The following is an 18,429-nucleotide window of genomic DNA, read 5'->3' as shown; positions in this document are numbered from 1 at the left end:
CGGGGGGGCCATGGCGCGCGGCGTGCCGGGGGCCGCCTGATCGGTACCGGGGCGGGGGGCGGTCTGCCCGCCGGGCCCCCACCCGGGGGGCCCGCCCCGGGGGGGGCCCCCCACCCCCGTGGCGGGCCCGCCGAGCCCCGGTCCGTCGGCGACACCCCGTGTGCTCGGGTACGCCGCGGATCCCTACTTGGCGTTGTCCTCGGCGAGGGTGTGTGCCACGAGGGCGTTCGCGTGGCCGTGGCCGAGGCCGTGCTCGGTCTTGAGCCAGGTGACCAGTTCCATGTGCCTGGTCAGCGGCGAGGACCGGATCAGGCCCTGCCATTCCGAGATGGGCCGGCCGTACTTCTTCTCGATCGAAGGAAAGTACGCGGCAGGGCCCTTCACGACGTCGCTCATCTTCTCGTCTCCTCTCGCCGGATGGTGATCTCATGATCGTGAGGTCGGATTGTGACAGAGCGCCCGCTGCCGGTGAAGCACCCGAGTCGCTCGGCCCCTGCCGTCCTTCTTGCGGATATGACCGCCCTCGCCCACCCGACTCATCGGCATCGGAAAGAGATCCAGGTCACATTTCCCGTCCGCCTCGCCCGCTTCGCGACAGCCGGCCCGGCGCCGGGCGGTGGCCGAGATCGCCCGGATCGGCCGCAACACCCGTCCCACCACCAACCAGCCCGGCGCGGCGGCCGATACGGTCACCACCGTGAGCGCGATCGCGGCCCGGGTCGGTAGTTCGGACGACATCGTCGAACGCGCCCGATCCGCGAGGTTCGCCGGCTTCGGCAGGCCCTCGGGAAAGCCGTCGGGACCGGCGGACGACTCGGGGCCGATGTCGATCGAGATCCGGTGCCGCATGCTCCGCCGCAGCAACAGGTGGGTCGGCTCGGTCGACACCACTCCCGCGGCCGGCACCAGCCGCGCGGCCCCGGCTCAGCCCGAGTCGGGCGTGAGTACGTGCGTGGCCGCAGCCGCGATCGCCGCCGTCAGGCCCGGCTGGTCCGGTGCGGGCAGCAGTGCGTTCCGGGGCGTGCCCTCGATCAACGCACGTACGGCGGCGACGCGCGCGAGCGCGGTGATCGGCCGCCGGGTCGCGGTGGCCGCCGTGAGCAGTCCGGGCAGCGCGTGCAGCGGGCGCGGGCCGGTGGTGGCCGCCGCGAAGGGCGGCGGCGCCTCGGGCCGGGCGCGCAGGATCGGTACGCCCTCCGGCGGCGTGGCCAGGCCGGTCAGGTCGACGATCAGGTCGGCCTCGGCGGCGACCTTGTGCAGCGTGCCACCGCCCGGGCCGAAGGGGTCGAACAGGGTCAGGTCGGCGATCCCGGCGGCGATCAGCAACCCGGTCAGGTCCCCGCCTCGCGCCGGATCCACCAGCACCACGCGCCCATCCAACGGATTCACGCCGCGGTTGACCAGCGCATTGACCGTCGCGGCGGCGATCGCGACGGCGAGGCCGTCGTTGAGGGTGTCGAGCAGGAGTATCGGCGGCGTGGGCCCGAGGATCGTTCGGGTGGTCGACACGTGTTCGGGGCGGGTGTGCACGAGTACGGCCGCGGCGAAACCGGGGGCGAGCAACCGCACCGCCTGGGCGATGTCCTCGACGTGCGGCGTGGCGATGGGCAGCGGGAAGACGTCCAGCCCGGTGGCCCGGCGCAGGTGTACGGCCTGGGATTCGAGGGCCGGCAGCGCGGCGTCGGCGGGCAGCGCCTCGAAGTCCAGGACGGCGCTGGCGTCACTGATCAACGCGACGCGGTGCCGCCGTCCGGTGTAGTGGTCGGTCTGATCGGGGTGTGCGGCCAGGTGCGAGACGACGCGACGGTCGGCGTCGGCGTCGAGCAGGGCGATGTCGTGACCGGTCGCGGTCGCCGCGCACACCCGCAGGGTCAGCTTGCCGGTGGACGCTGTGGCGAACACCGGGTCCTGGGTGTGCAGCAGGTCCGCGCCCAGGCGCCGGGTCAGCGTCCGGGTGAGCCAGGTGAGCGTGTCGGCACCGTCGGCGTCCAGCGTGATGCGACACGTGCCCATCGCGTCCGGTGCGTCCACGCGGCTGGTCACGGTGCCGGGTGCTTCGGTGAGGATGGCCGCGACCAGGCCGGTTGCGCCGGGTGGTACGTGGATGCGGATGCTGTAGGCCGGGTTGGTCGCGGAGGGTCCCGGCAGGTCGTGGTTCACCACGGCAGCACCCGGGGCGGCACGTGCCCGGTGGTCTCGGATGCTTCCCGCCGGTCGTCCATGGCGCGGGTCCCTCGTTCCTCGAAGATCGACGTTCTGTCGATGAGGCCTGACGTCCCGTCGATGTCCACGCGTCGCGCGCGGGCACCTCGGTGTCCGTACGTACCGACCCCGGGCCCCTGCGTGTTCGCGGGTGGGGCTCGCGGCGACCCGGCCAAGCCCGTCGCGGACCCCGACGGCGGACCGGGATGCGGCGGCCCGCAGGTCTTCGAGCAGACCCATCCGATCGGTGAGCGGGCGGCCGGCCGGGATCCGCCGCGCGCCCATAATTCGGGTCACGGGCTCGATCCGGCCCCGCCTCCCGACCGCGCCCGGTCGAGGGCGGAGGTCCATGGCGCCGCATCCGGCCGGTCACGGATCGGGCAATTGCAGACTTTAGCAAGTCGCACCCCGACGCACCGAAACCGTGCGGCGCGCCCCACGACTCATGCATCCAACGCCCCGACCCGGGCAGCGCCTCACGACTCATACTCCCGACGCGCCGACACCGGGCGCCCCCAACTCACACGCCCAACCCGCCGAGACCGGACAGCCCCCACGACTCACGCGCCCCGGCGTACGGCGGCCGGACCACGCGCCCGCGCCCTTGTGCGTTGCAGGCTCGGAGGGGGCGGGTCGACACTGGCCGGGAGGGCTCGCTCGTGCCCGGGGCCCTTCCCTGCGGCTCGTGGGAGGCGCACATGTCATCGTCGAGCGAGGACGCCGCCCCACGCGACCTGGTCGTGGGCTTCGAAACGTACGCGCGCAGCGGGGCGGCCCTGGTCTTCGCCGCGGACCTCGCCGGGCGCCTGCGGGTTCGGCTGCGGGTCGTGCACGTGCAGGATTCCGCGGACCATCCCAGCGATCCCGATCTCGCCGGATCCGACCTGGAGGCCCGGTACGTGCACGATGCCCTCGCCGGGCATCGTGCGGACGTGGCCGGACTCCTGGCCGATTTTGCGGGCGAGTGGTCCTATGCCGACGAATCGGGCGATGCGCTGCGCCGGATCACCGCGATCGCGCACGACTGCGACGCGCTCATGATCGTCGTCGGCGGGCCGGGCACGGGTCCCGGGACGCTGCTGCATCGCTGGTCGGAACGATCCGTCGCCAAGGAGTTGGCCGGGCATGCCGAGCGGCCGGTGCTCGTCGTCCCCGGCCGGCCTCCGCCCGGGCACGCCGACGCGCACTGATCCGGATCGGGCCTGCGCGGGCGGACACCCGCTCAGTCGCCGGTGCGGTGCGGGAGCGTGCCGGCGAAGACCGCCGCCTGGACGCGGCGTTCGAAGCCCAGCTTGTGCAGCATGGTCGACACGTAGTTCTTGACGGTCTTCTCCGCGAGGTGCATGCGCTCGGCGATCTGCCGGTTGGTCAGGCCTTCGGCAACCAGTTCGAAGATCCGGCGCTCCTGATCGGAGAGCGAGGCCACCCGGGGGTCCTCGCGCGATCCGGTACGCACGCGTTCGAGCACCTTGGCGGTGACCGCCGGATCCAGCAGCGAGCGGCCGGCCGCGATCTCCCGCACGGCGCGCACCAGATCGCTGCCCCGGATCTGTTTGAGGACGTAGCCTGCCGCACCCGCCATGATCGCGGAGAACAGCGCGTCCTCGTCGTCGTAGGAGGTCAGGATCAACGCGTTGATCTCCGGGAAGGACGAGCGCACCGCGCGACAGACGTCGACCCCGCTGCCGTCGGGCAGTCGCCCGTCCAGGACGGCCACGTGCGGGCGCAGCGCCGGTATGCGCCGGATCGCCTCCTGTGCGGACGCCGACTCGCCGACCACCTCGATGTCGGGTTCGCTGCCGAGCAGGTCGGCCAGGCCGCGCCGGACGATCTCGTGGTCGTCCAGCAGGAACACCCGGATCGTGGCGTCCGGTTGCCCGGTGGTCGGCCCCGGGACGGGAATGCTCGCGGTGCCCGTGGCCCGCGGAAGCCGTGCTCCGGCGACGCCTTCGGTGCTGAGGCCGGCTTCCATGCTGTGCTCCCCGAGAGTTGCGAACGCGCACCCGGTCGGGTCGGCGCGCACTCAGTCTCGACGGCCGGAGGCCGGTGCGACAGGGCCGGAAGTCCCGGATGATCGGGGCCGGTCGGCCCGCACGTCCGCCGACCGCCGTCCGCCTTCGGAGCCGCCCGCTCCGACCTCGGAGTCCCCGCCCCACGCCCGCACCGCCCGGGCCGGTGGATTCGACACCCACGTACGCGGGGTACCCGCACCGGGGCGGGCGATCCGCCCCGCCGCCGAACGGGTCGATCGACGCCGAACCGGCCGATCGGGTCGACCGGGCGGAACGGGCCGACCGGCTCATCCGGAGCGGGACCTCCGGCCCTGGGCCCGGGCCGCGCGACGGCGAACACTGATCACAGGTCGGCCCACCGGGGCCGCCGAAGCACACCGAAGGGATCCGCCGTGAACCAGGCAGCCGACTCCACCGGTTCGACCTCCCAGCCGACTCCCCCGCGCGGGCACGTCGTCGTCGGTTTCGACGGTTCGCCCGGCGCGGACCGGGCCGTGGATCTGGCCGCGGACGAGGCGCTGCGCCGGCATACCACCCTGGAGGTGCTGCACGCCCTCGAATGGGTCGAACTCGGCCACGCCGACGACCACTTCGGGCAACAGCTGCGCGACGAGGCCCGCACCATCGTCGACCGGGGCGCCGAACGCGCCCGGCTGCGCCATCCCGATCTGGCGATCAGCACCACCATCGAATTCGCCAACGCCATCGACGCGTTGGAGGCCGCGGGCGACCGCGCCGCCCTGCTCGTGGTCGGCAGCCGGGGCCTGGGCGGCTTCGCCGGCCTGCTGCTGGGCTCGGTCAGCCTGCCCGTCTCGGCCGCGACCCGCTGCCCGCTCCTGGTGGTGCACCCGGATCACGACACGAGCGGCGAGGGCGACGCGAAGCCGGTCGTGGTCGGCGTATCCGACGACGAATGCACCCCCGCACTGGAGGCCGCCTTCGCCTGGGCCCAGTCCCAGGGCCTGCCGCTGCGCGCCCTGCACGTGTGGCGCTACCCGGCCATGGCGGCGGGCAGCGCCGGTTACGCCCCGGCCATGTACGACTGGCGCGAGGCGGCCCGGACCACCCTGACCGCCGCCCTCGCGCCGCTGCGCGAGAAGTATCCGGACGTGACCGTCGTCGAGGACATCGCCCTCGACACCCCCGCCCACGCCCTGGTCTCCGCGAGCCCCCACGCCACGGTGGTCGTACTGGCCGCCCACCGCAAATCCGGCCGCTTCGGCCCCAACCTCGGCCGCGTCACCCACGCCGTCCTCCATCACGCCGAGGCCCCCGTCCTGCTCGTCCCGATCACCGGCTGACCAGGTAGCGGATCGGGAGGCGCATCGATCCACCCACCATCGAGACCCGTCGTGCCGGGCCGGGACCGCTCAACCGAGTGGACCCGGCCCGGCGTCGATGCGGCAGCGGTCGCCGAGGCCGGCCGGCGGCGGTCGTCGGGCCCGGGCGACGAGACACCATCCCGCTTCTCGCCGTACCGCGACGGGGCCGGGCTCCCGGCCCCACTCGCCCGCAGCCCGGCCGGTCGCGGCCCCGGGTTTCCGTTCCGGTTGCCGAGGGGGGTACCCGAGATGCGATGATTCGAACATATGAACGACACCGCCGATGCCACACCGTCCTGGGAGCTGCCCAGCCGGTTCGACGTCGCGCGCCAAAAGGCCCGGCACGGCGCCCGGCCCCCGGGCGAACCCGAGCCCGCGCCCGAGCCGACCGGTTTGGATTCGCGCACGGCGGAGGCGCTGTACGAGGTCTGCCCACCCGGTTACCGCAACCACGAGGTGTTGCGCCGTCACCCGGCGCTGCTGGTTCGCCTGGCCCGGCACCATCTCCTGGCCGAGCTGGCCGAGCTCCGCCAGGGCTATTCCGACCTGCGCCGGGAGCTCAAGGACCGGGTTCCCGAGTACGTCATCCCGCAGGCTCTCGCGACGTACCGGCGGGAGGCCGCGGAAATCCACCGCGCGCTCGAACGCGTCGCCGCCATCGAACGGAGCCTGCCACCGCCGCCACCCACCCCGCCACGACCCGGGGGGACCCGCGCACCCTGACCGACGGCGACCCCATCCGCACACCGCGGGGAACCCGGCCGCCGGGCGGGCATCGACCGAGCGCAGGGGTGACGCGGGGCGGGCATCGACCGAGGCGGCCGAGCACCGACCGACGGCCGGGCGGATGCCGGGTGGGCATCGACCGGCCGCCGCCGGGTGGGCATCGATCGAGGGCCGGCCGAGCGGAAATTGGCCTAGACCTTTCCATGCATTGGCATAGACCTATCCGATCCTGCCCGGCTAGCATTCGAGCGACATCGCACCATCTCCGAAGGCATCTCACGACCAGTCGAATGCCTTCCGAAGCAAAGGAGTTGGCACGTGAAGAAACGCATCGGGCTGCTCGTCGCGAGTGCCGCCGCCGTCCTGCTCCCCCTTGCCGGCGCGACGAGCGCGAGCGCCGCCGGCGAGTTCCACGTGCGCGGCGTGTACTACACGCAGGCCCAGTGTTACGCGGCGGGCGTGGCGGGCTACGAACTGTGGGGTCCGAGCTTCTTCTGTGCCGACGGCCCCCAGGGGCTGGTCTACCTCTACACGCACTGATCCGGCCGCTTCACCCGCACGCACCGTGCCCCGCCCCGCGCCGGCCGTCGGAGGGCGGGGCACGGTCCGTCCCGATCGGGCGGACGTCCCCCGATCGACCACGCCCCGCCCCCACCGCCGCGGCGGTACGCCCGGGGTCGGGTCCACATCGTGGCGGTCGTCGGCCGGTCCGGAGGCACGACGTGCTCGCTCAACCCTTGGAATCGGCGCCGTGTGGGTCGGCGTGGTGGAAGGCCCGCGCCGCGAAACCGATCCATTCGGGGTTGTCCCAGGTCGCCCAGCGAACCCGGGCGTCCCGGTCGATCGCCGCCGCGGTGTCGTCGGCCGAGGCACCACCCGCGCGCAGCCGCCGGGTCTCGGCCCGCACGTGGTCGAGATAACCCCGGACCTCGCCGATCAGCCCGGCCTCGGCAACCTCGCCGTGGCCCGGCACGACGATCTCGGGCTCGTCCGCGAGGAGTCGGTCGAGCAGGGCGATCCAGCCGCTTCCGTCGACGTCGGTGTCGAACGGCGGGAAGTACGGCAGGATCGGGAACATCCGGGTCTCCACCAGATCACCCGTGAACAACACCCGGCCGTCGATCAGCACCGTCTGATCGGATGCGGTGTGCGCCGGGCCCCGGCTGCTCAGCACGGCGGTGTGGCCGCCGAGATCGATCTCGGCGTGGTCGGCGTAGACCACGTCCGGATCGACGAATTCGACGCCTTCCAGGGCCGCCGCGATCTGCGCGGACATGCCGGCGAACATGCCCGCGTAGGCGGTGCCCTTGCGGCGCAACTCGTCGCGCTGGGACCGGTTGTAGACGATCGTCGCGGCACCCTTGAAGGCTTGCGCGCCGAAGCCGTGCTCGGGGTGGAAGTGCGTGGTGGTCAGGTACAGCGGCCGGTCGCCGGCCAATCGCCTGGCGTGGTCGAGCACATGAGCACCGTTGCCCGGGCCGAGACCGGTGTCGACCACCAGCGCGGCCCGCTCGCCGACGACGATGCCGATGTTGGGTACCAGCGGCACCCGGTTGTCGGGAATGACGAAGACCCCGGGGCGGATCTCCACCGGCTCGCCGCGCACCACCGGCGGCGGGGCGTCCCGCAGGTCCGGCGGCGCGGACCGGCCGGCCGATCCGGCATCCGCCCTCGGTCCGTTCGTCGCATCGTTCGTCGGGTCGTTCGTCGGGTCGGCGCTCGCCGGGTCGTTCGAGGAAGGCTCCACAACACACATTCCAGGACCGTCCTATCTGATCAGCGTTCAGATGACCTTCGGACCATAGCATCGATCCACGCCGGAGCATCTGAGCACTGTTAAGATGTACGGGTGAGCAAAGAGCGCTACCACCACGGGGAACTGCGCGCCGCGCTGCTCGACGCCGCCGAGACACTCGTGCGCGAACGAGGGGTCGACGGCTGGTCGTTGCGCGAGGCATCGGCTCGGGTCGGAGTCAGTCCGAGCGCCGCCTACCATCACTTCGACTCGCGCGACGCACTCGTGCGCAGCCTGTCCGACCGGGTGATCGCCCGTCTGGGCGAGCGGCTGCGACGGGCCGCCCACCGGGCGTCCGGGGAGCACCCGCACCGGCGCCTGATCGCGTACGGCCGCAGCTACGTGCGCTGGGCGCTGGAGGACCCGGCGGTCGCCCGGTTGGCCTTCGCCGCGGGCCGCGCCGACCTGCGCACACCGATCGCCCCACACCCCCACGACGTGCTCGCCGCGGAACTGGACCGGCTCGTCGACACCGGCGAACTGCCCTCCGCGGCCCGCCCGGGGGCCGAGTTCGTGGTCTGGGCGGCCGTGCACGGGCTGGCCACGCTGCTCATCGACGGCCTGGTGCAGTTGGACGGCCCGCGTGCCGTCGACCGGGAGGCGGAGCGGCTGCTCGACGCCGTACTGACCGGCCTGGCCCGGGAACAACCACCGGCGCGGCCGTGGCCGACACCGCGCTCCGCCCACTCACAGCGCCTCGCCGCCCCCGCCGAGACCCCCGCCGGCGGCAACACCGGTTCCGACGCGGGGCATTCGTCACCGTCACCGTGACAACGGCGCGGCCTCGAAGCAGCCTCGAAGCGGCGCAGCCGTCGATTGCCGGCATCGGTCGGCATATCCCGGATTTCGCATACCTCGGCGATGATCGGGCGCGGCGGTCGTCCCCTTTTCCACGGAAAAGGGGACGGAAAAACCAGGCGTCGGCCCGGGCGCAATAATGCCGGCCGACGGTATTACCCTATATCTCCAGAATTCCCTCGATGCGCTTGAGCGCATGCCGGGCCAGGGCCAGATTGCTCCGCGAACGATCGAGCGCGAGGTAGAGGAAAAGCGACCCGTGCGTGCGCGTCAGCGGGCGCAGCAGGTGGTATTGGGTGCCGAGGGTGATCAGGATGTCCTCGACCGTGTCGTCGATCCCCAGCGAGGCCAGCGTCCGCGCCTTCGCCTTGACCACCTCGGTGTTCCCGGCGGCGGCGACCTCCAGGTCGAAGTCCCTGCCGCCGCCCAGCGTGCCGAGCGTCATCCCGCTCTCGTGGTCGACGAGCGCGACGCCGATGGCACCGTCGACGGTCATCGCTTCCTTGAGCGCGGCCTCAATGTTCATCGCGTTTCCTTTTCCTGACTTTCCTCGGGGATTCCTACGCACGGAACCAAGGCGATTACTAAACGTCAGCCTTCGCCTATTGTTGAAGATCTGCCATAAAGTACTCTGCATGTTGTCACAAAGTGAAGGGGGGCAGCCGCTCCCCCTGGAGGCATCGCTCTCCGGAGTTCTCGAATCTCCCGGAGTAATCGGCGCAGCCCTGATCGACGCGGTCACCGGTCTCGTCTACGCCGAGGTCGGCGATTGTCGCGCCCTGGGCAACGGCACCGAACTCGCCGACCTGACGAACCTGGTCACCGACCGGCTGACCGAGGCGGGCGCCGCCGGAGAGGTGGAGAGCGTGATCGTGACCAGCCGGCGATACCACCAGATCACCCAGGTACTGCCGCGCCGGGGCGACGACTTCCTGCTCGCGACCGTGGTGGATCGGACCGAGACCAATCTGGCCTTGGCGGTTCGGGCGACCGCCGAGCACGCGAGAGACGTCCTGGTATGAACGGCCCTGCCGTCGCGCAGAGTCCGCGCAACGTCCCGGCCCTGCTGATGACACTGCACCGCGAACGCTTCACCGGGGCCGTCGTGGTGTCGGGCACCCCCGGCGGCACCCTCCACCTGCGGGACGGACTGGTGGTCGCGGCCCGCACTCCGGCCTCTCCCGCGCCCGACACGCTGCTGCTGCGTTCGCGGCGGATCGCCGAGCCGGACTGGGTCGCCGCCGGCGAGGCGAGCCGCACCGACGGCCCACTCGCCGACACTCTGGTGGCGCTCGGCCTCGTCCGCGCCCCGGAGCTGCGCGCGCTGTGCCTGGCCGCGGTCTTCGACGGCGCCTTCGGCATGTCCTTGGGTACGTCGGCCGGTTGGCAGGTGGACGACTCCGTGCCGGCGCCCGACCTGATCGCCGATCCCGGCGTGGAGCCGCGGCGGCTCACCGACGAGACCGCGCGCCGGATGTTGCTGTTGTCCCAACTCTGGGGCCCGCTGTCGGAGTTCGCCGCAACCCGGATCAAACCCGCGGCGCAGCCGGCCGTCGGCACGCTGCCGGTGCGCTATCGGGACATCCTGCTCGGCGCCAACGGCCGCCGGGCCCCGCGCGATCTGGCGTTCGCGCTCGGCCGAGGCCTGTATCCGGTGATGCTCGACCTCGCCCGGATGAGCGCTCGGCGACTCGTACACCGCGACGTGCCGGCCGGCGCCGTACCGACGCCCATCCTCGCCCCACGCGACTTCGCGGCCGGTGCGAGCGTCCCGGCCCCGCTCCCGGGCGCCGGGCTGCCCCGCCGCAACCCCGGTACACATCTGCCCGATTCGGCGCCCGATGCCCCGCCGGGCGAGGCGCCCGGAGGCAGCCCGGTCCCGACGCCGCCCGCGAACAACGCCCCCGGCGGCCGCTCGGGCGACGCCCCGCCGCTCACCCCGCCGCACGTCGAGCACGACCCTCGAGACCACCCGCACCAAGGAGAAGTCACACCATGAACAACCAGGTAGCCATCGACGCCGTGGTCCTCGAACTCAAGGCGCTTCGCGAGCGCGTCATGGGCATCACCGAGAGTGTGGTCTCCACCGGCGACGGCCTGCTCGTCGCCGGCGACACCGTCTCGGTACACGGCGAATCGTTGTCCGCCCTCGCCGCCGCCGCGCTCGCGCTGGGCAGCCGTACCGCCGGGGAGGCGGGTCTGGGCGGCCTGCGCGACGTGGTGGCGCGCTGCAACGGCGGACACGTGGTCATCCTGGCGATCGGCAACCACGCGCTGCTGGCGATCGTCGGCGACGAGGGCCTGGACATCGCCGGCCTGCACCGCGAATCGCCCGCCTCGATCGCCCGCCTGGACCACATCCTGACCGGGGCCGCGTAGTCGGTGCGGGCATCCGCACCGGAGCCGGCGCGGGGATCACCGAGCCCTCCACCCCCGCGCCGCAACGAGCGCGCCGCGGCGGCCTCGGCGGTGGCCGTCGAGCGGCCCAGGCGATACGACAACGTGGACATCACGAACTCCCGGACGGTGCGCCGCGGGAGCGAGGGCGGTCGGCCCGAACCTCGCCGGCAGCCGCCCCGGCCCGAGGCCGGCGACAGCGGCGCCTGCCGGCGGGATTCACACGCAACTCCCATGGAACGGCTTTCCGTCGGTGCGCGACCCTGGACGGGTGCAGACACCTGGCCCGAAACAAGCCGCGCGCCTGCCGCACCCGGGCACGAGACGGCCGGACGCGGGCCGGCACCGTAATGGCACGCCGACCACGCACCGACCACCGATCGGCGGCCGTCCCGGCAGCAGGCGCCCCGCCACGGCCGCCCTCGACCACCGACCGCGTCCACCACGCGCGCCGCAGTACCACCGCTGCCCCACCCGGCGGCACGCGTCGCGAGAAAGGCCCCGATGAGCCACCCGGACCCGCAGGCCGGCCAGGCCGCACCCCACGATCGCGGCCGGCTCCTGGTCGTCGACGACGAACCGGCGATCGTGGACACCGTCGCCCGGTTCCTGCGCTTCGTCGGCTACGACGTGCGCACCGCCGGCACCGGCCGCCAAGCCCTCACCGTCGCCCGGGACTTCCTGCCGGAGCTGATCCTGCTCGACGTCATGCTCCCGGACGACGACGGCTTCGAGGTGCTGCGCCGGTTGCGCTCCGACGGGCTCCCGGTGGCCGTGGTCTTCCTCACCGCGCGCGACACCCGCCAGGACGTCGTCCGCGGCCTGACCGCCGGCGGCGACGACTACATCACCAAACCCTTCGGCCTGGACGAGGTCACCGCGCGCGTCGAGGCGGTGCTCCGCCGCACCCGCCGCACCGATCCCGGCGGCGACGTCCTGCGCGTCGGGGACCTCGAACTCGACGCCACCGCACACCAGGTGCGCCGCGGCGGCCGGGCCGTCGACCTGTCGCCCACCGAATTCCGGTTGCTGCGCTACCTGATGCTGCACCCCGACCACGTGCTGACCCGGGCCCGCCTGCTGGAACACGTGTGGTCCTACGACTTCAACGGCGACGACACCGTGGTGGCCACGTACATCAGCTACCTGCGCCGCAAGATCGACGACGGCCAGGGCACTCCCCTGATCCACACCCGTCGCGGGGTGGGCTACTGCCTGCGCACCCCGCCGTGCTGAGCCTGCGGCCCAGGACCCGCCGGCAACCGCTGAGCCGTCGCCTGGTGATCGTGCTGGTCCTGGTGTGCACCGCGGTCCTCAACACCTGCGCGGCGGTGACCGTGGGCGTGCTGCGGGACTCGCTCTTCGACCGCCTCGACAATGAACTCGACACCACCGTGGCCGCGTTGCGCGCCCTGGACCAGCGCGAACGCAACAACCAGCCGCTGGGCCTGACCCCGGGCATCTGGCTGAAGTTTCCCGGCGGCCTGCGCGTCGCCCTGGCCGCCCCGGGTCGCCGTCCGCCGCACGGCCTCGGACCGAAACTGACCGGCGCGCTGCCGGTCGCGGGACGCACGGTCACCGCTCGCTCCGGCGAGCCGGGTTCGCACGAGAAGTTCCGGGTCCGGGTCGAGGACCTGCCCGACGGGCGCACCGCCCTGGTCGCGTTGAGCACGAACGACGCCGAACGGGCGGCCGACCACGCGCTGTACGTCGTGCTGATCACCGTCGGCATCGCCCTGCCGACCCTGGGCCTGCTCGGCGCGCTGTTCGTGCGCCGCGAACTGCGGCCGTTGGAACAGGCCGCCCGGGTCGCCGACTCGATCGCCGCGGGCGACTACGCCCGGCGCGTGCACAATCCGCTGATCGGCCCGCGCACCGAGGTCGGCCGGTTGGCCACCGCCCTGGATCGCATGCTGGACCGGATCCAGGCCGCGTTCATCGCCCGGGACACCTCGGAGGAGCGCCTGCGTCGGTTCGTCGCGGACGCCTCCCACGAGTTGCGCACACCCTTGCAATCGATCGGCGGATACGCCGAGTTGTACCAGCGCGGCGCACTCCCGGACCGCGGCTCGGTCGACGACGCGATAGCCCGGATGCGGGCCGAGGTGCGGCGGATGAACGGCCTGGTCGAGGCGCTGCTGCTGCTCGCGCGCCTGGACGAGGAGCAGGACACCGATCTGGAACCGGTGGACCTGGCCCGGGTGGTGGCCGACTCGTGCCGCGACGCCGCCGCCGTCGAACCCGACCGACCGCTCGACTACACCGCCCCCGCCGGGCCCGCGGCGGTACTGGTGCTCGGCGACGAGGACCGGCTGCGGCAGTTGCTGGCCAACCTGCTCGGCAACATCCGCATGCACACCCCGCCGGATGCCCCGGCCGTGGTCGAACTGCGGCGCGAGGCCGACCTGGTGCTGCTGACGGTGCGCGACAGCGGCCCGGGTATACCGGCCGACGACCTGCCGCACGTCTTCGACCGCTTCCACCGCGCGGACAAGAGTCGCAGCCGCGCCCAGGGCGGCAGCGGCCTGGGCCTGTCCATCGTCGCCGCGATCGTCGACATGCACCACGGCACCATCCGGATCGACCCCGCCCCGGAGCGGGGCACCGTGGTCGGCGTTCGCCTGCCCGCCCTCCCCGACGCCCGCACGACCCCGCCGCCGACCTGACCCCGCCCGGGCGCACGCGCGCGACGCAGAGCCCGCTCGGCCGGTCCCGGCGCGCCCCCGGGCCGCGCGTCCCGCGCGTACCCGGGCGGGGTCATCCGGATGTCCCGACCGACATCGCAGGCGGCGGTGTGCCTCACGCCTCCACGGTGTCGAGAAGGATACGGGCCAACTCGCGCGGCCGGGAGAACATCGGCCAGTGTCCGGTGTCCATCTCGACCAGTCGCCACCGCGTGCCGGTCAACAGTTCGGCCACGTCCTCGCGCGGCTCGGCGCCGTCGAGCAGGCATTTGATGTAGGTCGCCGGGAGTTCGCCCAACGGCCGGGCCGGCATCGCCGGTTCGGTCAAGGTGGCACCCGGATGCGGCGTCGCGCCCTCGACCAGCCGGGCGATCTGCTCGTCGGTCAGGTCCTGGCCCGCGAAGTCCGCCGCCGCCGGCGGCATCCAGAAACCGCCCTCGAGTCCGGCCGTGAACTTCTCCTCGCCCAGCCACGAGCCGGACGCGAACGACTCGCCCTCGGTGGGCACATCGGAGTCGACGAAGACCACCCGGGTCAGCCGATCGCCGATCAGCCCGGCGGCCTGACCCACCGGGATGCCCGAATAGCTGTGCCCGACCAGGACCACATCACGCAGGTCGGCACGCTCGATCACGTCCACGATGTCCTGCACGTGCGTCCGCTGTCCGGCGGGCTCACCCTGCCGGTCGGCGAGACCGGACAGCGTCACCGGGTGCGCCCCGTGCCCCGCCGCCCGCAGCTCCGGCACCACCTCGTCCCACGCCCACGACCCCAACCACGCACCCGCGACCAATACGAATTCCGTCATCGCGGCACGCTAACCGATCCCGCCGACACGGCTCGGGAACCGGCCGCGCGGACTGCGGGCCGACCGTGGTCCCGGTCGTCGAACCGGCGACGTCGTGGGCATGCGATCGGGGCGGGTCGGTGCGTATCGCCGGCTTTGCCGGCTTCGATGCAGGTGACGGGTACGGCGGCGCGCGCCGCCGTACCCGTACACCTCGGTGCGCCGTCGGTTCCGCACGAACGACTCCGAGACGGTGCGCCACCCGGCATCCCGGCCTCGAAAACGTCGCGGGACAATCCTCGACACCTGCCCGCGACCTCGACGAGCCCCCTCCCGTCGAGAATCGCCCGCAACGCCGTCGTACGGATCGTCGAGCGCGCCTCCCCCCTTCCGACCATCGACCCCGGCGTGACGCGGGAATCACGGTCGCCCCCCGGGGTGGCGACGATCCGTCACGTCTGCGTGATCACTTCGTCACCACCCGTGAACACGACTCTAGGGCCCGGTCCCGGCCAGGAACAGGCAGCAAATCAGCCGGCCTCCGCACTCGCGCCAACCGGTACAAACCGTCGGTTGCCCGGCTGCCGAGGTTCGTCCCGATCCGCACCGCGGGACCACCCCGCCCACCGGCCACGGGAGCGCACCCTGCGGGACGCGCCGGCCTCGACCGCGGCCGCGGTTGGCCGAATACAGGTGTGGCGCCGCTCCGTTCGCGGATCACCCGCCCGCCGCGTCGAGCCCCCTGCCGCTCGCGGCGTGAAGGATCCGACCCGGGTGCGGCACCACATCCACCCCGATCCCGGCGCGAGGACCTCGACGCCGGGGGCGCCCGGTCGGCCCGTACCATCCTGTCGTCGGCGACCCGGGTCTCGGGCGAGGGCGGGCCGGGAACGAGGCGGGGGCGCGGCATGGCGGATACGGCGTTCATGCATCTGCTGGGCCGCACGAGCGCCGCCGACGTGGCGGCGGTCGCCGAACGCATGGGCGCCGCGGCCCGAAGTCGGCTGGTGGCAAACGCCTTCGGCGCGCCGGACGCACTCCTGCACCGAATGCTCGCCCACGGCGAGCACAGCGACCGGGCCTGCCTGGCCGCGGACCCGGAGTTCCGTGCCAAGCCCGGCTACCTACGCCGCTACGACAGCCCCCTGTGGGCCCTGTACACGCTCGGCGACCCCGAACTCCGCCCGGCCCTCTACCGGACCGACTCGCCGCTGATGTGCCGGCTGATCCTGGCCGGCGGCCCGCCCGGGTGTCTGCCGCCCGACCGGCGGGTACAGGCCGGCCTCATCCCGATCGGACCGATGCCCACGCATCCCACGCTGCGCGGCGCCCTGCTCGGCAGCACCGACTACCAGCTGCTCGCCCCGGCCGTCGTCGCGGCAGACCCCGACCTGGTCCGGCACGCGTTGCGCACCCTGGGCACCGACGGCCGGCTCACCCGCGCCGAACGGGCCCTGGCCCTGCTGCGCCTGTGGGACGCGGAGGGTCCCGACGCCGTCCGGGAGTGGACCCGCGAACGGCAGAGCCACTACCGCGGGCTGCACCGGCAACTGCACGAAGCCCTCGACAACCCGAAGGTCCGCGCCGACGTGGAGACCACCATCCTCGACGCGGCCGGCCCCGAGGGCTTCGTTCGCCGGCTGTGCGCGATCGAGTCGCCGACCCGCTCGCGCCTGAACCCCGCCGTGGCCACCGTGGCGACGGCACCCCACACGTTCGAGTGGCCCGCCGTCGTCCGCGCGCACCACCGCAGGCCCTTCCTCGCCGACGACGTGGGCCAACTCGTGCAACGCCACGGCCTGGACCACGACGTCCTGCGCGCGATGGTCGGCACCGATGCGCAGGGACACCCATACCTGTCGAACTGGCGCGCCTCGGAAGGCGTGGACGACGGCGACCTGACCACGTGCCTCCTGGACGCGTGCGAACCGGTCCGTACCGCCGACGCGCCGAGCGTGGCCGATCTGGTCGCCGACGCGGCCCCCGGATGGGTGTTCCTGGAGAACTACGCCGAGGCCGCCGCGCAGACCGCGACCTCGCGACGGCTCCGGGAGCGCTTCGCCCTCGTCGACGCCGAACTGACCCGACTCGTCCGCGCCCGGCTCGGCGACGACGTCGAGCGTTGGGTCCGCCTGGCCCGGATCGGCCCCGCCTGGCCGGGCACCCTGCCGGACCTCCTGGACGCCACGGCGCACCCCGATGCGGCCGCCGAGCACGCCGCCGAGGGGCCGATCTGGGCGGACCCCGACTACCTGCGGCACGGTCCCCTCGGCCGAGCGCCCGGCCGGCAACGCCACGCGGCCATGCGCCGATTGTTGCGCGAGACCGCTCCCGAGACCGTCGCCCGGATCGCCGCACGGCTGCCGGCCGCGTTCACCGCCGACCTGTACGGCCGCCCGGGCGGCGCCCGCCTCGACGCCGCACTGCGCACACTCGGCGCGCCGGCCGTCGACGTCGGCATCCACACCTGCCCGCGAACACCCCCACGGGTACGCGAGTTCCTGCTCCGGACGCGGACCCCCGCGCTGTATGCGAGTCTGATCGGCGCCGCCGAGGACGACGTCGGGGCCCGGTTGTCCCGGCTGCGCGAGCATGGTCGGGCCACGGTGTACGAAACCCTGCTCGCCTGCCGCGCGGCGATCGGCTCCGGGCAGGCGACCGTCGCCGAGCGCCTCGCGTACGGCGTGCTGCGGCCGGGGTTCGACGGCGTCTACGAACGCGAGAGCCTCGGCATCGACGTGGCCGGCATCGTCCGCCGCGCCCGCGCCGCACCGCCCGCCGAGGCGGACGTCCTGCTGCGCGAGGCGGCGCAGGACTGGGTGGAGCGTGCCCGGGCGGGCGGGGTGGTCGAGTTGCTCGCCACCGGCGGCGCGCGCGGCTACCTGGAGACCACGCACGATCCCGGCTGGGCGGCCATCCTCGCCGCGCACCGCGCCGACCCGCTGCCCGTCCCGGCGCTGGAGGCTCTCGCCGAGGCCCGCCCGGATCTGCCCGCGGAACTCACCCGTGCCCTGGCCGAACACGTCGGCACCTACTGCGACTCGGCGCACATCGCCGAGCACTCGTGGACACTGGCCCGCTCGCTGTTGCGCGGCGTGCACCCGTTCGGCGGCAGAGTGAGGCCGGCCGCCGAATGGCCGGACCTGATCACCCGGGCGCTGGAGGCGGGCACGCTCGACCCCGGCCTCTGGGCGGCACACGGCCGGCCCGCCGCCACCGTGCTGCGCACGCTGTCCGAGGCCGCGCACGAAACCGTGCCCGACGCCGTCGGCCGGGCCTTGGCCGAAGCGGTCGAGCGGCACCTGGCCGGGCGGCCCGATGCGTGGGTGACCGCGTACGCGATGTTGCCCGACTTCACCGGCACGGTGGCCGAACTGCTCGCCACGGCGGAGGCCGCCGCCGGGCCGGGCGACCGGCGCCCACCGCCGACCGGGACGCCCGGGCCGCACACGCCGCCCGGGTAGCCCCACCCTCGGCGCGCCGCCGCGAAGCACGGAAGCCCTCACCCCCCGACGACCGGTCGGGGAATGAGGGCTTCGTGCCGGGGGCGTCGCGGATTGCGGCTACTTGACCGGTTCCGGCTCCGTCGCGTCCTCGGTCTCGTCCTGCTTCGCCGGTGGTTCGGGGAGTTGCACGGATTGCAGGAGCAGTTGTGCCACGTCGACGACGCGGAGGTCCTCCGCGGCCTCGCCGGCCTGCTTCTTGG

The 18,429-nt window shown here is 73.4% G+C and carries 18 protein-coding genes; 11 read left to right on the top strand and 7 right to left on the bottom strand.

Annotated features, from left to right (window positions below; genetic code table 11):
* Window positions 1-183: 183 nt before the first annotated feature.
* From ACIBM5_RS46655 to ACIBM5_RS46645, 3 genes are read right to left on the bottom strand one after another with little or no spacing between them, the layout of a single operon-like run.
* Window positions 184-396: a DUF4287 domain-containing protein gene (locus ACIBM5_RS46655; protein ID WP_396012791.1), complete on the bottom strand. Its 213-nt coding sequence runs from the start codon at window positions 394-396 to the stop codon at window positions 184-186.
* 30 nt (window positions 397-426) lie between these two features.
* A complete protein-coding gene (locus ACIBM5_RS46650; protein WP_396012790.1) occupies window positions 427-888 on the bottom strand; it encodes a hypothetical protein in 462 nt (153 codons plus the stop codon).
* 36 nt (window positions 889-924) lie between these two features.
* On the bottom strand, window positions 925-2,163 hold the full coding sequence (locus ACIBM5_RS46645) for a malic enzyme-like protein (protein ID WP_396012789.1): 1,239 nt from the start codon (window positions 2,161-2,163) through the stop codon (window positions 925-927).
* Window positions 2,164-2,900: 737 nt separating this feature from the next.
* Here ACIBM5_RS46645 and ACIBM5_RS46640 point away from each other — a divergent pair.
* A complete protein-coding gene (locus ACIBM5_RS46640; protein WP_396012788.1) occupies window positions 2,901-3,392 on the top strand; it encodes a universal stress protein in 492 nt (163 codons plus the stop codon).
* Window positions 3,393-3,424: 32 nt separating this feature from the next.
* Here the strand turns inward: ACIBM5_RS46640 and ACIBM5_RS46635 are convergent, their stop codons facing one another.
* Window positions 3,425-4,174, bottom strand: coding sequence for a response regulator (locus ACIBM5_RS46635; RefSeq protein ID WP_396012787.1), 750 nt, complete (start codon window positions 4,172-4,174; stop codon window positions 3,425-3,427).
* A gap of 432 nt (window positions 4,175-4,606) precedes the next feature.
* Here ACIBM5_RS46635 and ACIBM5_RS46630 point away from each other — a divergent pair, with 432 nt between their 5' ends.
* The 3 genes from ACIBM5_RS46630 (at window position 4,607) to ACIBM5_RS46620 (ending at window position 6,802) form a co-directional block, all read left to right on the top strand.
* Entirely contained in the window at window positions 4,607-5,515 is a 909-nt protein-coding gene (locus tag ACIBM5_RS46630) for a universal stress protein (protein WP_396012786.1), read from the top strand.
* A gap of 288 nt (window positions 5,516-5,803) precedes the next feature.
* Window positions 5,804-6,259 (top strand): hypothetical protein, encoded by a 456-nt coding sequence (locus ACIBM5_RS46625; protein WP_396012785.1) that lies wholly within the window; start codon window positions 5,804-5,806, stop codon window positions 6,257-6,259.
* A 321-nt stretch (window positions 6,260-6,580) separates the two neighbouring features.
* Window positions 6,581-6,802, top strand: a complete 222-nt coding sequence (locus ACIBM5_RS46620) for a hypothetical protein (RefSeq protein WP_396012784.1) — start codon at window positions 6,581-6,583, stop codon at window positions 6,800-6,802.
* Window positions 6,803-6,992: 190 nt separating this feature from the next.
* Here the strand turns inward: ACIBM5_RS46620 and ACIBM5_RS46615 are convergent, their stop codons facing one another.
* Window positions 6,993-8,009: an MBL fold metallo-hydrolase gene (locus tag ACIBM5_RS46615; protein ID WP_396012783.1), complete on the bottom strand. Its 1,017-nt coding sequence runs from the start codon at window positions 8,007-8,009 to the stop codon at window positions 6,993-6,995.
* Window positions 8,010-8,111: 102 nt separating this feature from the next.
* Between ACIBM5_RS46615 and ACIBM5_RS46610 the strand changes: the two genes are divergently transcribed.
* A complete protein-coding gene (locus ACIBM5_RS46610) occupies window positions 8,112-8,828 on the top strand; it encodes a TetR/AcrR family transcriptional regulator (protein WP_396012782.1) in 717 nt (238 codons plus the stop codon).
* A gap of 187 nt (window positions 8,829-9,015) precedes the next feature.
* Here the strand turns inward: ACIBM5_RS46610 and ACIBM5_RS46605 are convergent, their stop codons facing one another.
* A complete protein-coding gene (locus ACIBM5_RS46605) occupies window positions 9,016-9,381 on the bottom strand; it encodes a hypothetical protein (RefSeq protein WP_391583719.1) in 366 nt (121 codons plus the stop codon).
* A 109-nt stretch (window positions 9,382-9,490) separates the two neighbouring features.
* Between ACIBM5_RS46605 and ACIBM5_RS46600 the strand changes: the two genes are divergently transcribed.
* The 5 genes from ACIBM5_RS46600 to ACIBM5_RS46580 all read left to right on the top strand — a co-directional run bounded on the left by ACIBM5_RS46600 (window position 9,491) and on the right by ACIBM5_RS46580 (window position 13,918).
* The gene (locus tag ACIBM5_RS46600; protein ID WP_391583720.1) at window positions 9,491-9,877 is read left to right on the top strand and encodes a hypothetical protein; all 387 of its coding nucleotides are present in this window, start codon (window positions 9,491-9,493) and stop codon (window positions 9,875-9,877) included.
* Window positions 9,874-10,854: a hypothetical protein gene (locus ACIBM5_RS46595; protein WP_396012781.1), complete on the top strand. Its 981-nt coding sequence runs from the start codon at window positions 9,874-9,876 to the stop codon at window positions 10,852-10,854. Before ACIBM5_RS46600 ends, ACIBM5_RS46595 begins: the two co-directional genes overlap by 4 nt.
* On the top strand, window positions 10,851-11,234 hold the full coding sequence (locus ACIBM5_RS46590; protein WP_396012780.1) for a roadblock/LC7 domain-containing protein: 384 nt from the start codon (window positions 10,851-10,853) through the stop codon (window positions 11,232-11,234). The genes ACIBM5_RS46595 and ACIBM5_RS46590 overlap by 4 nt, the downstream gene beginning before the upstream one ends.
* A 522-nt stretch (window positions 11,235-11,756) precedes the next feature.
* Complete coding sequence (locus ACIBM5_RS46585) at window positions 11,757-12,488, top strand: response regulator transcription factor (protein ID WP_396012779.1); 732 nt, start codon at window positions 11,757-11,759, stop codon at window positions 12,486-12,488.
* On the top strand, window positions 12,482-13,918 hold the full coding sequence (locus ACIBM5_RS46580; RefSeq protein WP_396012778.1) for a sensor histidine kinase: 1,437 nt from the start codon (window positions 12,482-12,484) through the stop codon (window positions 13,916-13,918). Before ACIBM5_RS46585 ends, ACIBM5_RS46580 begins: the two co-directional genes overlap by 7 nt.
* A gap of 133 nt (window positions 13,919-14,051) precedes the next feature.
* Here the strand turns inward: ACIBM5_RS46580 and ACIBM5_RS46575 are convergent, their stop codons facing one another.
* Complete coding sequence (locus tag ACIBM5_RS46575) at window positions 14,052-14,744, bottom strand: alpha/beta fold hydrolase (protein ID WP_396012777.1); 693 nt, start codon at window positions 14,742-14,744, stop codon at window positions 14,052-14,054.
* Between the two features lie 887 nt (window positions 14,745-15,631).
* Between ACIBM5_RS46575 and ACIBM5_RS46570 the strand changes: the two genes are divergently transcribed.
* Window positions 15,632-18,187 carry a hypothetical protein gene (locus tag ACIBM5_RS46570; protein WP_396012776.1) on the top strand — a complete coding sequence of 852 codons (2,556 nt, stop codon included), beginning with the start codon at window positions 15,632-15,634 and terminating at the stop codon, window positions 18,185-18,187.
* The last annotated feature ends 242 nt before the right edge of the window (window positions 18,188-18,429 follow it).

This window comes from Embleya sp. NPDC050493 (assembly GCF_044458105.1).
Taxonomy (GTDB): Bacteria; Actinomycetota; Actinomycetes; order Streptomycetales; family Streptomycetaceae; genus Embleya.
Note: the sequence above shows the minus strand (reverse complement) of the source record. Positions and strands in the feature narration are given on the sequence as shown.